The following is a 12,365-nucleotide window of genomic DNA, read 5'->3' on the forward strand; positions in this document are numbered from 1 at the left end:
CTGTGCGGGCCCGGATTAAAACAGTGAGGGACCCAGGACGATGAACAGCAGGACGTTGTGGGCGCCGGGGCCGAGCCCGACGGCGATGACGAGCCCCAGCAGTCCGAATCCCTCGGCGGGCTCCTCTCGAACGTACCCCGCCAGCAGCCAGAGTACGACCGACGCCATTCCGAGTTTCACCAGCACGAACAGCCAGCCGACGCCCAGCAGGTCCGCGGTCGGGAGCGCCCCGGCGGCCTCCATGATGAGTCGGGACAGCGGCGACTGCTCCCCGAAGCCCAGGAGGTCGATGCCCACCGCCGTCGAGACGCCGTCGAGAGCGTGGGCGAAGAAGACGAGCGGGCCGGCGAGGCCCACGGTCGTCGCGTCGGCGGGCCTGACGGTCTCGAACAGTTTCCAGACGACACCGGCCAGGATGGCTCCGCCTGCGACGCCCAGCAGTGGCACGACCGGCGTGAGTCTCCCGGAGGCCATTCCCACCCAGAGCGCGACGGCAGTCGGAACGACGGCTGCGATGACGCCGACGCCCCCAAGGGATGCCAGCGGCCGTGGCGTACGGCGAACGACGAGCCAGGTCGTCCCAGCAAACACGAACGTCGTCCCGTAGACCGCCGGCGACCCGAAAAACGGAGCCACGATAGCCGGTACCACGTCAAGTTTCGACACGACGTAGGCCGTCGCACCGGCCACCATCCAGGGCGAGAGGGCAAGTATCGTCCGGTCGGAGATCGTCACGCCAGCCCGTCGGAGCGCCCAGACGACCGCCGCGAGAGCGGCGAGAAGAAGGACTGTCTGGGGGAGCGGCGGTATCGTCGATCCGGCAGGCAGCACCATAGCTGAAGACCTCGTCGGGGACGTGAAAGCGTTGCTATCGATCGTCGGCGCTGACGGCGTCTCGGTTCGATGGCTCCGTCCACGGCTGATCGTCGACGTCGCCGTAGAGTTCGCGCATGAGCGTCACGATGCTCTCGGGCGGGAACTGGCCCCGTTCGGTCACGATAGCGTCGACGTAGCGGGGCGGCGTCACGTCGAACGCGGGGTTGCGCACCTCGATGTCCCCGATCTCCTCGCGGTCGGCGGAGGAGATGACCTCGTCCTCGTCGCGCATCTCGATCTCGACCGTGTGGCCGGTGAGCGTGTCGGGATGGAGTTTGAGGGTCTGTGCGGCGACCATGATCGGGGTACCGCGGTCCCTGGCGCTCACGGCGAGGCCGCTCGTCCCGATCTTGTTGATGACCGATCCGTCCGCCGCGATGGAGTCGGCGCCGACGACCACGTGGTCGACGTCGTTGAGGTAACGGTGGGCGGCGTTGTCCACCACGAGCGTGACCGGGACGTCCATCTCGCGGAGTTGCCGAGCGGTGATGTGGCCCTGTTTGCGCGGTCGCGTCTCTTTGACGTATGCCTCGACGTGCTTGCCGGCCTCGACCGCTTTCTCGACCGTCGCGAGGGCGTCGGTCGAGTGGCAGTGAGTCATGATGACGTCGCCGTCCCGCAGACGGTTCGCCCCGATCCGACCCAGTCGGTCCTGGGCCGACTCGAGGTCGGCGACGAAGGTCTCGACGGTCCGCTCGACCGACGACCGGAGCGCCTCGACGGATTCGCCGGCCATGCCATTGAGCACGAACCGCAACGAATTGGGGAGGCTGACGGCAGTCGGCCGGGTGTCGAGGAGGACGCGGGCGGCCCCCCGCATCTCGGCGCGGAACGCCTCGGGATCCGCGGCGTCGCTCTCCTCGGCCTGCACGGCCAGGGCCTCGGCGGCGGCACGGGCGATGGTCGCGGCCCCCCTGATCTCCATCGACGCGATGTCCTCGGCCGTTGCATCGACCGTCTGTGTCGCCATACGGTGGGATAGGTGGCCGGCGGGCAAAAACGTCCGGGCCTGGCCGACACCTTGACTATCGAACAAGTACTCAGCGGGAAGTATGCACGCAGAACGGCGGTCTCTCTACGCCCTCCTCGTCGTCACCATCGTCGGTGCGGGTATCGTCGGCTTCGGATTCGTCGACGCGAGTATCCTCGAGAGCGAGACCACCATCGACTCCTCGGTCGGTACCAGTCAGGTGAACAACGCCAGGGCCTCACTCGACGGACCCGTGACCCTCTACGTGGCCGGCGACGGGTGGCTCGAAGCGGGGATGGCCGACCGCATCGCCGACGATCTCGCGCAGCGTGGAGCCACCGTGACCCGTGTCGAATCACTAGAAAAGGACAGCGAGGGCCCGATACTCGCTATCCTGGTCACCGAATCGTCGATTTCCTACTCGCCGCTCTCCCCCTCGTCGACGGTCGAAACGTCCTTCGCGTACGTTCACTCGGGCAATGCGACGCTCGCCAGCGCGATAGTCGACGATGCGCCGATCGTCATCGACAATCGCGACGCCTACGTCGTGGATGGCGACGTTACCGTCGCCGATCGCAGCAGTGGGCTCGCGACCTGGCCGGCCTATCAGCGACGGGTCGCCACGGCGAATGCGAGGGCGGTGACGGACGCGCTCGCGAGTGCGCCGGGGATGGACCAGCCGAATTAATACCATCGCTCGAGACGGCCCGTCCATGGACCGAGCCGAACTCGCCAGCACCATCGATCACACCGTGCTGGGCCCCGAGACGACGTTCGCCGACGTCACCAGGGTCGTCGACGAGGCCGTCGAGTACGGGATGAACGTCTGCATCCCGCCGTGTTACGTGGCCGAGGCCAGGGAGTACGCCCCCGAGGACTGCACCGTCGCCACCGTCATCGGCTTCCCGCACGGACAGAACGCGCCGGCGGTCAAGCGGGCGGAAGCCGAGAGCGCCAGGGACGACGGAGCCGACGAACTGGACGTCGTCATCAATGTGGGGCGGCTGAAAGCGGGTGACAGAGACGCCGTACGCGCCGAAATTGCCGCCATCGTCGAGGCGGTTCCGCTCCCCGTGAAGGTCATCATCGAGACCGCGTTGCTCACCGACGCGGCAAAACACGCCGCCTGCGAGGTCGCCGTCGAGGCCGGAGCGGACTTCGTGAAGACCTCGACCGGGTTCGCGGACGGCGGCGCGGCGGTCGAGGACGTCGAACTCATGGCCGAGTACCTGCCGGTCAAGGCCAGCGGCGGTATCGGCGACTGGAAGGCCGCCAGAGCGATGCTGGCCGCCGGCGCGGAGCGAATCGGCGCGAGCAGCGGCGTCGCTATCGTCGAGGACTTCGAGGCGTCCCGCAGTTAGCGCGCCACGGACGCCGTCTCGTTCGTCTCCGAGACGACGTACCGGCGGTCGAGTTGCGAGTCGAGGAGTTCGTCGACCGGCGCCTTGTCGTCGCGGAGGACGGGCACGTCGTCGGTCCGGATGGTGTCGGAATCCATCATGCGGGAGACCGCCGTCTCGAGCGGGACGCCGACGTCGCGCTCCTCGGCCCGTGTTTGCAGTTGCCCTCGTGTCAACTGCTGTTTCGACGCCACGACCTCGATGTTCTGGAGGAACACCGTCTCGGAGGTCGGGAACGCGTAGACGTACGGGAAGGCCTCCTTCATCGTCTTGTACTCGGCCCTGAAGAACGCCGAGCCCGAACCCGAGGGCCGGGAGATGATGTTCGCGACCAGCATCCCGTCCTCGTCGAGGCGGTCGGCGGCGAGGTGCATGAACTCGACCGTCGTCAGGTGGAAGGGGACCTGATCTGACTTGTAGGCGTCGAGGACGATGACGTCGTACTCCGTGTCCGTCTCGTCGAGGAACGCGCGCCCGTCGCCCTCGTGGACCTGTAACCGGTCTGACTCCGCCAGTCCGAAGTAGTCCTCGGCTGTCTGGATGACGACCGGGTCGATCTCGACGACGTCGACGTTCACGTCGGGATACTCCTCGACGAACCGCTGTGGCGCCGTGAACCCACCCCCGCCGATGAACAACACGTTGTCGACGTCGTCTTGCACCAGCATCGGGATGTGTAAGTACCGCAGGTACTCGAAGACGTAGCCTTCGCGGTCGTCGACGTAGGTCGCGCTGTGGGGAGTTCCGTCGAGGTAGAGCGTCCGGACGCCGTCGTCGTCTGCCACTTCGAGTTGCTGGTAGGGCGTCTGGGTCTGGTAGACGATCGAATCGCCCGTGGAGATGCTGGCGCCCCCGAAGGCGAACGCGCCCACGACGAGTGACGCGATGACCACCACGCGCACCATCTCCAGAGAGCGGGGAGCGCGGCGAAGGACGATGACTGCTGCCGCCCCGACGAGGAGGACACCGAAGAACAACTCGATGATCGGGACGGACAGCGACGGGATGAGGACGAAGGTCGTCCCGAACGTTCCGGCGATGCTCCCGATGGTCCCGAGCGCGTACACCCGACCGGACGCGCCGCCGGTGCTCTGCTCCCGGGAGAGCTGGGCGGCGTAGGGGCTGATAAACCCGAGCAAGTAGACCGGCGGCCCGAAGAGCACCGCTATCGGCAGGATCACTGCATAGCGGTTCGGGAGCGGCAGCGTGTCAGTGAACTGCAACAGTAGATCGCCAGCCGCGAGCAAGAACGCGACGAACAGCGCGGATTGCGCGAGGATACCGGCGAGGGCGAGTGGACTCGCCTTCGCTGCCGCACGCTTGCCACCGTACCAGTATCCAAGGCTCAATGCGACCAGGAACACCCCGATGATGCTCCCCCAGGTGTAGATGCTACTCCCGAACTCGGGGGCGATGATCCGGCCCGCGAGAATCTCGAGGCCCATGCTCGAGAAGCCGGAGACCAGGACCGCACCTTCGGCGGTCTGGATGGGGACCGAGAACCGGGCGGTGTCGGCGTTCGACTGCACGACGGTTCGTTGGTCACGCGGTCGGAAATACGTGTCCCGTCCGGAGGGCGACGAATCCGCCCGAAACACCGTGCTTTTGCCCGCGCGGGCGATACCGAGGGTAGATGGCTCGGTACACCATCGAGACCTACGGATGCACGTCGAACCGCGGCGAGAGCCGCGCCATCGAGCGACGGCTCCGCGACGCGGGCCACCACCCAGTTCCGGACGCCGAGTCGGCCGACGTGGCCATCCTCAACACGTGTACCGTAGTCGAGAAGACCGAACGCAACATGCTCCGCCGGGCCGAGGAACTCGAGGCGGAGACCGCCGATCTGATCGTCACTGGCTGTATGGCACTCGCACAGGAGACCGCATTCGAGGACGCCGACGTCGACGCCCAGATTCTGCACTGGGACGAGGTGCCCGAGGCAGTCACGAACGGCGAATGTCCGACGACCACCCCCGACACGGAACCGGTCCTCGACGGGGTCGTCGGCATCCTGCCCATCGCCCGTGGCTGCATGAGCGACTGCTCGTACTGCATCACCAAGTTTGCGACCGGTCGGATCGACTCGCCGTCCGTCGAGGCGAACGTCGAGCGTGCCCACGACCTCGTCGACGCCGGTGCAAGCGAGATACGGATCACCGGCCAGGACACCGGCGTCTATGGAATGGACCAGGGTGAGCGGTGGCTCCCCGAGTTGCTTCGCGGCATCTGTGCCATCGAGGGCGACTTCCGTGTCCGCCTCGGGATGGCCAACCCCTGGGGCGTCCACGCGGTCCGCGAAGAACTCGCCGAGGTGTACGCCGACTGTGAGAAACTCTACAACTTCCTCCACATCCCGGTGCAGTCGGGCGCCGATACGGTCCTCGAGGCAATGGGCCGCCAGCACACCGTCGAGGAGTTCCGCGAGGTCGTCGCGACCTTCGACGACGCCCTCGAGGACTGGACGCTCTCGACGGACTTCATCGTCGGCTTCCCCACCGAGACCGACGCCGACTTCCAGGCGAGCATGGACCTCCTCCAGGACGTGGAACCGGAGAAGATCAACGTCACGCGATTCTCGAAGCGCCCCGGGACCGACGCCGCCGGGATGAAAGGGCTCGGTGGGACCCTCAAGAAGGAGCGCTCGTCCGCGATGACGGACCTGAAGATGGACGTCGTGGGGGCCGCCTACGAGGACATCGTCGGGACGACCCGGCGGGTCCTCGCCGTCGAGTCTGGCCGCCGCGACTCGGTCCAGGCCTTCGACGACGCCTACCACCAGATCGTCGTGCAGAACGCGTCCGAGTACGGCATCGACCCGGGCGATTTCGTGGACGTGACCGTCACCACGCACAACACGGTCTACGCGATGGGCGAACCGGTCGAGTGACTGCGCGAAGCGGTCACGATCCGCTCGTCATGGCGAACAGGCGACGTCCCTCCTCGTGACGGCGTCCGTCGCACTCCCGCTCCCACCGCCACGCTGTCTGTCACAGCACGGACAGGGGTGGCCGTGGCTTCGTATTTGAACTAGAGGTGGACCGCCCGTGAGGCGTCTTCGACGGTGGTGCCCTCGAGGTTGGCGAACGCGTCGTACAGTCGGTCGTAGGTGTCTTCGACGGCCTCCACGATGACCTTCGTCTCGGAGATGACAGGCATGAAGTTCGTATCGCCCTGCCAGCGCGGGACGACGTGCGTGTGGAGGTGATCGTCGATGGAACCGCCGGCCGCCGACCCCCCGAGGTTGAGCCCCGTGTTGATGCCGTCTGGATTCATCGCCGCCTTCAGCGCCGTGATGGTTTGCTGGACGAGACGGCTGTGGGCGAGCAGAACCGGCTCGGAGAGGTCCTCGTAATCGCGTTCGTGGGCAAACGGAATGACCATCGCGTGCCCGGGGTTGTACGGGTAGTTGTTGAGCATCACGAAGGCGTGCTCGTTTCTGGCGACGACGAGGTACTCCCTGTCGGCCCCCATCTCGGGTACCTCGCAGAAGACGCAGTCCTCGAATTCCTCGTTCCCGTCGCGTTCCACCCACTCGATGCGCCACGGGGCGAAGACGGAATCCATGACCGATCGTGCGAGCGGCGTGCCAGTAATGGTTCCGGCTCGGTCGACGGTCGCTCTCGTTTGCTATCCGGTCGTGACCTCGGCCCCGTCCTCGGTGACGATGATCGTGTGCTCGGCCTGACTGACGAGTGCGCCGTCCTGCTCTTTGAGCACCGGATAGCTCCGAAGGACGTCGTTCATCGTCAGGCGACGCAGCGACATCTCCGCACGTGCGTCGTCGAGCCACCGGGCAGCGAACGGGAGTTCCCGGTACGCTTCGGCGACCGTCTCCATCACCTGGCGTGCCTGTCGGTTGCGGACGCGACCCTCCGAGACCAGCGAGTAGATCTCCGTCTTGGAGCCCTCGCCGACCTTCCCACTCCCATCCGTGACGAACGGTTCGATGGCGACCACGTCGCCGACCTGCAACTCGACGCCGGTGTCCAGTCCGCGATTGGGGACGTTCGGCCCGGTGTGGGCGTCCCACTGCGCGAGGCCGTGACCCGTGAGGTTGACGACCGGGTTCAGGTCGTAGCTGTCGATGGCGGCCTCGATCTCCGCGCCGATCTCGCCGGTATGAACACCGGGTTCGACGGCGTCGATCGCCGCCGCGAGGGCGTCCTCTGCGGCCTCGACCATCTCGGGATTCCCGCTCAGGTCCACGGTCGTCGCCGCGTCGGCGATCCAGCCATCGACGTGGACGCCGATGTCCAGACAGACCATCTCCTCGCCGAAGACGGACTCGTCGTCGCGGGCTGGTGTCGCGTGGGATGCCTCCTCGTCGATGGAGATGTTGACCGGGAAGGCGGGCGCTCCCCCCAGTTCTTCGATACGATCTTCGGCGAACTCGGCTACCTCGAGATGGCTCGCGCCCACCTCGACGCGATCGGCGGCTTCCGCGAGGACGGTCTCGAGGATCTCGCCCGCCTCTCGATACTGCTCGTACTGCTCGGCGGACAGGTCGACGTCGCTCATGCACCCCACTTCAGCCGACCGGCAGAAAGCGCTTGCGGGTCCTCACCGCGTGGCCGTCGCCGTCTGCATCGCCGCCGTGTTGAACGCGCTCCCCACGGTCCCATCGACGTCGGCGACGATGACGGCGGCGCCCGATTCTGTGACGTCGGTGAACTCCTCGATGGCCAGGTCGGCCGCGATCTGGGCTTCGTGGCCCGATTCCAGATGGTCGACCGCGCGACGGGTAAGCGTCACCCGGGCGATGTCCTCGCCCACCCCGGTCGCACTCGCGCCCCCGGCCGGTGCGGCGTAGAATCCGCTCCCGACCTGGGGGACGTCACCCACCCGACCCGCGAGCGCCAGCCAGCGACCCCCGGTCGAAGTCGCCGCAGCGACGCGATCCCCGTCGACGGCGACGGCGCCGACCGTGTCGTGGCCGCCGAACCGTCCCTGGAGCCATTCGAGGTGGTCCGCGGGCCCCCGGTCGGAGTCCCCTCGAGTTCGTTCCACCGGGTTCGCGTCCGCTCGCTCTGGAGGTCGACCGCGGTCTCGATCCCGAAATCCGCTGCGAGGTCCACCGCGTGCACACCACTCACCAGCACGTGTGGCGTCTCCTCTAAAACGACGCGAGCCACGGAGACGGCGTGCTCGACGCCGGGCATCGAGCACGCGGCGCCGACCTCCCGATCGTCGGTCATCAGCCCGGCGTCGGTACGGGCGATGCCATCGCTCTGAGGCCAGCTTCCGAAGCCGGCATTGAACCGCGGATCGGATTCGAGGAGGTGTATCGTCGCGACGACCGCATCGAGGGGTTCGGACTCGGACACGCCCGTCTCGACGGCCGACGCGAGGGCCGAGTGGCGGGCGTCTGGCGCAGCTGGAACGTCGCCGGCCCCGCCGTGTGCGATAACGCGCATATCCGTCGCTCGCAGTGGGGGGAGAAAAATCCCCGACACGGAGGTCGGCCGTCGCATGTTAACACAATGGACGCAAACAGCAGGTTTCTTGCCTGGTCCTTCAGAGTTTTAGATGATATGAGCTACGACAAGATCGAAGTTCCATCCAGCGGGTCGAAGATCACGTACGACGAGGAAACCGACGAACTGAACGTCCCGGACGACCCCATCGTCCCCATCATCTACGGCGACGGCATCGGTTCTGACGTCGGCCCGGCCACCCAGAAAGTACTCGACGCGGCCGCCGAGGCCACGGGACGCGAGTTCAACTGGATGCGCGTCTACGCCGGCGAGTCCGCCCGCGAGAAGTACGACGAGAACCTGCCCCAGGAGACCGTCGACGCCATGAGCGAGTATCGCGTCTCCATCAAGGGCCCGCTCACGACCCCGGTCGGCGCGGGCTTCCGCAGCCTCAACGTCGCACTCCGCAAGCGGCTCGACCTCTACGCGAACGTCCGCCCGACCTACTTCCTCGAGGGCATCGACGAGGTATCCCCGGTCAAGCGCCCCCAGGACATGGACATGATCATGTTCCGGGAGAACACCGAGGACGTCTACGCCGGCATCGAGTGGGAGGCCGGCACCGAGGAAGTCGAGGAGGTTCGGGACTTCGTCGAAGACGAGATGGGCTTCGACTCGACCATCCACGACGGCCCGGTCGGCATCGGCATCAAGCCCATCACCGAGTTCGGCACCAAGCGCCTCGTCCGCGAGGCCATCGACTACGCCCTCGAAAACGACGACAAGAACACGGTGACACTGGTCCACAAGGGCAACATCATGAAGTTCACCGAGGGCCAGTTCCGCGACTGGGGCTACGAGGTCGCCGAAGAGGAGTACGGCGACGAGGTCATCACCGAGGACACGCTCTGGGAGGAGCGCGACGGCGAGCAGCCCGAGGACGCCGTGGTCGTCAACGACCGCATCGCGGACAACATGCTCCAGCAGATGCTCACCCGGACCGACGAGTACGACGTGCTCGCGCTCCCGAACCTCAACGGCGATTACCTCTCGGACTCCGCCGGCGCCCAGATCGGTGGGCTCGGCATCGCGCCCGGCGCCAACTTCGGCACCGGCAAGGTCCTCGCCGAGCCGGTCCACGGCTCCGCGCCCAAGTACGAGGGCCAGGACAAGGTCAACCCGACCGCGATGATCCTCTCCGGCCGTCTCATGCTCGAGTACATGGGCTGGGACGACGCCGCCGATCTCGTCCGCGACGCCGTCGAGCAGGCCATCTCCGCGAAGACGGTCACCTACGACTTCCACCGCCAGATGGAGGGCGGCGAGAAGCTCGCCACCAGCGAGTACGCGCAGGTCGTCGTCGAGAACATCGAAGACCTGGCGTAGACAGGTCTTCGGCCAGTCGAGCTTCGCTCGACGCAATCCAAGAACCGCCACAATCACCCCGATCTCCACATTCTTTCGACCGATCGCAGCGCTCAGCGACTGCTATCAGGAGTCGCTGGCAGTCGGGCCGTCACTCCTGCCAGCTCGGGTTCTCGCGCGGGGGGCTGAAGATGTCCACGCCGACGATTGGCTCGTCGCCGCGATTCTCCAGTGCGTGCGGTTCGCCGCCAGGAATCGAGTAGGAGTCGCCCGGCCCGACGGGAATCTCCTCCCCGTCGACGAGGAAGACCGCCTCCCCGCTCTCGATGTACCCCGCCTGTTCGTGCGGGTGGCTGTGTTCGGGAACGGTCGCCCCCGGTTCGATCTCGAAGTGCTGGACGTTCATCGCCTCGCCGCCAGCGAGGAGTTTGAGGTGGGCGCCGTCGACCGGTTCCGCCGATTCGATCTCGGATTCGTTGACGCGTTCCATACGGACAGCACGCGGCCCCGGCACCTAAAGGTTCAACTGCGATGGGGTGCGAAGGGTGTAGCGTGTACGCCGTCGTCGGCTGCTCGGACTGCGAGGCACTGTGGATCGTCGAGGGACGGCCGGAGACGACCGGCTGTCCCCGCTGTGGGTCGCGCCACCGCTTCGAGGCCCTCAAGAAGTTCGTGACGACCGACGACGAGGACCATGCCCGGGACGTGCGGTCGGCCCTTCTGGCGAAGCGGCGGGGCGAAGAGGACGCCTTCGCGAGGGTCGATTCGTTCGCCGAACTGGAGCCCGCCCTCGAGGACGTCGGAACGACCGACGAGGAGTACCTTGCGGCGAGCGGTATCGATACCGAGGAAGTCGCAGCGGCAGGCGAGCGAGCGATGGCGGGCAACCAGTCGCGGAGTCGAAAGGACGTCGTCCTCGACGCCCTCGCGGCACTCGACCACCCGGACGAGGCCGCCGTCGTCGAGTTCGCCGGCGAGCGGGGGGTTCCCGCGGACTACGTGCGGTCGGCGCTGGAGAAGCTGGAGCGGATGGGGAGAGTCTCGCGCGGGCGAGACGGCTATCGATTGCTCTGAGGACTGCGGAGAGACCCGACCGGCTGCCAGGCGGGAGCCTAACGCCCCAGGTCCTCGTGTGCACTCGCGAGGTGACGCGAGGCGAGCGCGGCGAGCAACGAGAGTTCGCCCGCGAGCGCGGCCGCAGCGATGATCTCGGCGAGGGCGTCGGCGTTGCTCCCCGGCGGATCGCCACCGCCGTCGAGGCCGAGCAGTTCGAGAGCGTCGGCCTGGGTCGGCAGGCCCGTCCCCCCGCCGACGGTGCCCAGTTCCAGACTGGCGAAGGAGACGCTCGCGTAGAGTTCCGCTTCCCTGGCTTCGACGGTCGTGATGGCGTTGGCGCCCTCGACGACCTGCGCGGGGTCCTGGCCCGTCGCGAGGAACATCGCGGCGACGACGTTGCTCGCGTGCGCGTTGAACCCCAGACTCCCCGCCTTCGCGCTCCCGACGAGGTTCTTCCGGGTGTTGACCTCGGCGATGGCCTCGGGAGTCGTGTCGAAGCGGTCGGCGACGACGTCACGGGGGATGCGCACGTCGGCGGTCACCGAGCGACCGCGGCCCTCGACGGCGTTGATCGCGGCCGGTTTCTTGTCCGTACACAGATTCCCCGAGAGGGAGACCAGTTCCGCGGGCGTCTCGTCCTCGAGGAGTTCGGCGGCCGCCGCAGTGGCGATGGTGGCCATGTTCATCCCCATGGCGTCCTTCGTATCGTAGCTGAACCGAACGAAGACCGAGTCGCCGACGACGTAGGGTCTGGCCCACTGCAGTTCGCCGTGGTCGGTGGTCGCCTCGGCCGCCGCGGCCAACCGCTCCTGGTTATCGCGCACCCACTCGGTCACGGCCTGCCCCTCTGCGACGTCGTAGACCCGGAACACCGGCGCCCGCGTCATCCCGTGCTTCGTGACCCGAACCGTCGCCCCGCCGGCCGCATCGAGCGCCGAGCAGCCGCGGTTGACGCTGGCGACGAGCGCGCCCTCGGTTGTGGCGAGCGGCAGGTGGTATTCGCCCTCGGCCGCCGAGCCGTGAACCGGGATCGGGCCGGCCAACCCCATCGGGATCTGGGCCGCTCCGAGCATGTTCTCCACGTTCGGCTCCGCGTCCGCCGGGTCGAAGGAGAAGGTTCCGACGGCGTCGAGGTCCGCGCCGGTCTCGCGGCGAAGGTACTCGCGTCGGGCGTCGGCCGCGGTCCGTGGGTCCGTGTGAGATTCCAGGTCGTGGATGGGGATTTCGCCGGCCTGGACGCGGTCGGCGAGGGCGTCTGCGTCGGTCATGGTCCAGTGCACGAGT

General features: G+C 67.1%; 12 protein-coding genes and 1 pseudogene. 5 read left to right on the forward strand and 8 right to left on the reverse strand.

What is annotated here, in order from left to right:
- Positions 1 to 15: 15 nt before the first annotated feature.
- Together HSRCO_RS12605 and HSRCO_RS12610 are read right to left on the reverse strand one after the other, a co-directional pair.
- On the reverse strand, positions 16 to 834 hold the full coding sequence (locus tag HSRCO_RS12605) for a DUF63 family protein (protein ID WP_259517997.1): 819 nt from the start codon (positions 832 to 834) through the stop codon (positions 16 to 18).
- A gap of 34 nt (positions 835 to 868) precedes the next feature.
- Complete coding sequence (locus HSRCO_RS12610) at positions 869 to 1,846, reverse strand: ribose 1,5-bisphosphate isomerase (RefSeq protein WP_259517998.1); 978 nt, start codon at positions 1,844 to 1,846, stop codon at positions 869 to 871.
- Between the two features lie 82 nt (positions 1,847 to 1,928).
- On the opposite strand from HSRCO_RS12610, the gene HSRCO_RS12615 reads away from it, so the two are divergent.
- Together HSRCO_RS12615 and deoC are read left to right on the forward strand one after the other, a co-directional pair.
- On the forward strand, positions 1,929 to 2,534 hold the full coding sequence (locus HSRCO_RS12615; protein WP_259517999.1) for a hypothetical protein: 606 nt from the start codon (positions 1,929 to 1,931) through the stop codon (positions 2,532 to 2,534).
- Between the two features lie 25 nt (positions 2,535 to 2,559).
- A complete protein-coding gene (deoC, locus tag HSRCO_RS12620; RefSeq protein WP_259518000.1) occupies positions 2,560 to 3,207 on the forward strand; it encodes a deoxyribose-phosphate aldolase in 648 nt (215 codons plus the stop codon).
- On the opposite strand, the gene HSRCO_RS12625 is transcribed toward deoC, so the two are convergent.
- Positions 3,204 to 4,775, reverse strand: coding sequence for a spermidine synthase (locus tag HSRCO_RS12625; RefSeq protein ID WP_259518001.1), 1,572 nt, complete (start codon positions 4,773 to 4,775; stop codon positions 3,204 to 3,206). The genes deoC and HSRCO_RS12625 overlap by 4 nt on opposite strands.
- A 104-nt stretch (positions 4,776 to 4,879) precedes the next feature.
- On the opposite strand from HSRCO_RS12625, the gene HSRCO_RS12630 reads away from it, so the two are divergent.
- Positions 4,880 to 6,133 (forward strand): tRNA (N(6)-L-threonylcarbamoyladenosine(37)-C(2))-methylthiotransferase, encoded by a 1,254-nt coding sequence (locus HSRCO_RS12630; RefSeq protein WP_259518002.1) that lies wholly within the window; start codon positions 4,880 to 4,882, stop codon positions 6,131 to 6,133.
- A 140-nt stretch (positions 6,134 to 6,273) separates the two neighbouring features.
- On the opposite strand, the gene HSRCO_RS12635 is transcribed toward HSRCO_RS12630, so the two are convergent.
- The 3 genes and pseudogenes from HSRCO_RS12635 to HSRCO_RS12645 all read right to left on the reverse strand — a co-directional run bounded on the left by HSRCO_RS12635 (position 6,274) and on the right by HSRCO_RS12645 (position 8,660).
- Positions 6,274 to 6,810, reverse strand: coding sequence for an HIT domain-containing protein (locus tag HSRCO_RS12635; RefSeq protein ID WP_259518003.1), 537 nt, complete (start codon positions 6,808 to 6,810; stop codon positions 6,274 to 6,276).
- Between the two features lie 63 nt (positions 6,811 to 6,873).
- Complete coding sequence (gene map, locus HSRCO_RS12640) at positions 6,874 to 7,764, reverse strand: type II methionyl aminopeptidase (protein WP_259518004.1); 891 nt, start codon at positions 7,762 to 7,764, stop codon at positions 6,874 to 6,876.
- A 42-nt stretch (positions 7,765 to 7,806) separates the two neighbouring features.
- Positions 7,807 to 8,660 (reverse strand): annotated as a pseudogene (locus HSRCO_RS12645) (isoaspartyl peptidase/L-asparaginase).
- 117 nt (positions 8,661 to 8,777) lie between these two features.
- Here HSRCO_RS12645 and icd point away from each other — a divergent pair.
- Positions 8,778 to 10,046: an isocitrate dehydrogenase (NADP(+)) gene (gene icd / locus HSRCO_RS12650; protein ID WP_259518005.1), complete on the forward strand. Its 1,269-nt coding sequence runs from the start codon at positions 8,778 to 8,780 to the stop codon at positions 10,044 to 10,046.
- A 130-nt stretch (positions 10,047 to 10,176) separates the two neighbouring features.
- Here the strand turns inward: icd and HSRCO_RS12655 are convergent, their stop codons facing one another.
- Positions 10,177 to 10,515 (reverse strand): cupin domain-containing protein, encoded by a 339-nt coding sequence (locus HSRCO_RS12655; protein WP_259518006.1) that lies wholly within the window; start codon positions 10,513 to 10,515, stop codon positions 10,177 to 10,179.
- Between the two features lie 62 nt (positions 10,516 to 10,577).
- On the opposite strand from HSRCO_RS12655, the gene HSRCO_RS12660 reads away from it, so the two are divergent.
- Entirely contained in the window at positions 10,578 to 11,099 is a 522-nt protein-coding gene (locus HSRCO_RS12660) for a DUF5817 domain-containing protein (protein WP_259518007.1), read from the forward strand.
- 38 nt (positions 11,100 to 11,137) lie between these two features.
- Here HSRCO_RS12660 and hmgA read toward each other — a convergent pair whose 3' ends face one another.
- A complete protein-coding gene (gene hmgA / locus HSRCO_RS12665) occupies positions 11,138 to 12,349 on the reverse strand; it encodes a hydroxymethylglutaryl-CoA reductase (NADPH) (protein WP_259518008.1) in 1,212 nt (403 codons plus the stop codon).
- Positions 12,350 to 12,365: the final 16 nt, after the last annotated feature.

This window comes from Halanaeroarchaeum sp. HSR-CO, from assembly GCF_024972755.1.
Lineage (GTDB): Archaea > Halobacteriota > Halobacteria > Halobacteriales > Halobacteriaceae > Halanaeroarchaeum.

Excerpts from the sequence above, each read along its gene's own strand:
- icd (WP_259518005.1), top strand. The coding sequence starts at position 8,778 with ATGAGCTACGACAAGATCGAAGTTCCATCCAGCGGGTCGAAGATCACG.
- HSRCO_RS12610 (WP_259517998.1), bottom strand. The coding sequence starts at position 1,846 with ATGGCGACACAGACGGTCGATGCAACGGCCGAGGACATCGCGTCGATG.
- hmgA (WP_259518008.1), bottom strand. The coding sequence starts at position 12,349 with ATGACCGACGCAGACGCCCTCGCCGACCGCGTCCAGGCCGGCGAAATC.
- HSRCO_RS12630 (WP_259518002.1), top strand. The coding sequence starts at position 4,880 with ATGGCTCGGTACACCATCGAGACCTACGGATGCACGTCGAACCGCGGC.
- HSRCO_RS12635 (WP_259518003.1), bottom strand. The coding sequence starts at position 6,810 with ATGGATTCCGTCTTCGCCCCGTGGCGCATCGAGTGGGTGGAACGCGAC.
- HSRCO_RS12615 (WP_259517999.1), top strand. The coding sequence starts at position 1,929 with ATGCACGCAGAACGGCGGTCTCTCTACGCCCTCCTCGTCGTCACCATC.
- map (WP_259518004.1), bottom strand. The coding sequence starts at position 7,764 with ATGAGCGACGTCGACCTGTCCGCCGAGCAGTACGAGCAGTATCGAGAG.
- HSRCO_RS12605 (WP_259517997.1), bottom strand. The coding sequence starts at position 834 with ATGGTGCTGCCTGCCGGATCGACGATACCGCCGCTCCCCCAGACAGTC.
- deoC (WP_259518000.1), top strand. The coding sequence starts at position 2,560 with ATGGACCGAGCCGAACTCGCCAGCACCATCGATCACACCGTGCTGGGC.
- HSRCO_RS12655 (WP_259518006.1), bottom strand. The coding sequence starts at position 10,515 with ATGGAACGCGTCAACGAATCCGAGATCGAATCGGCGGAACCGGTCGAC.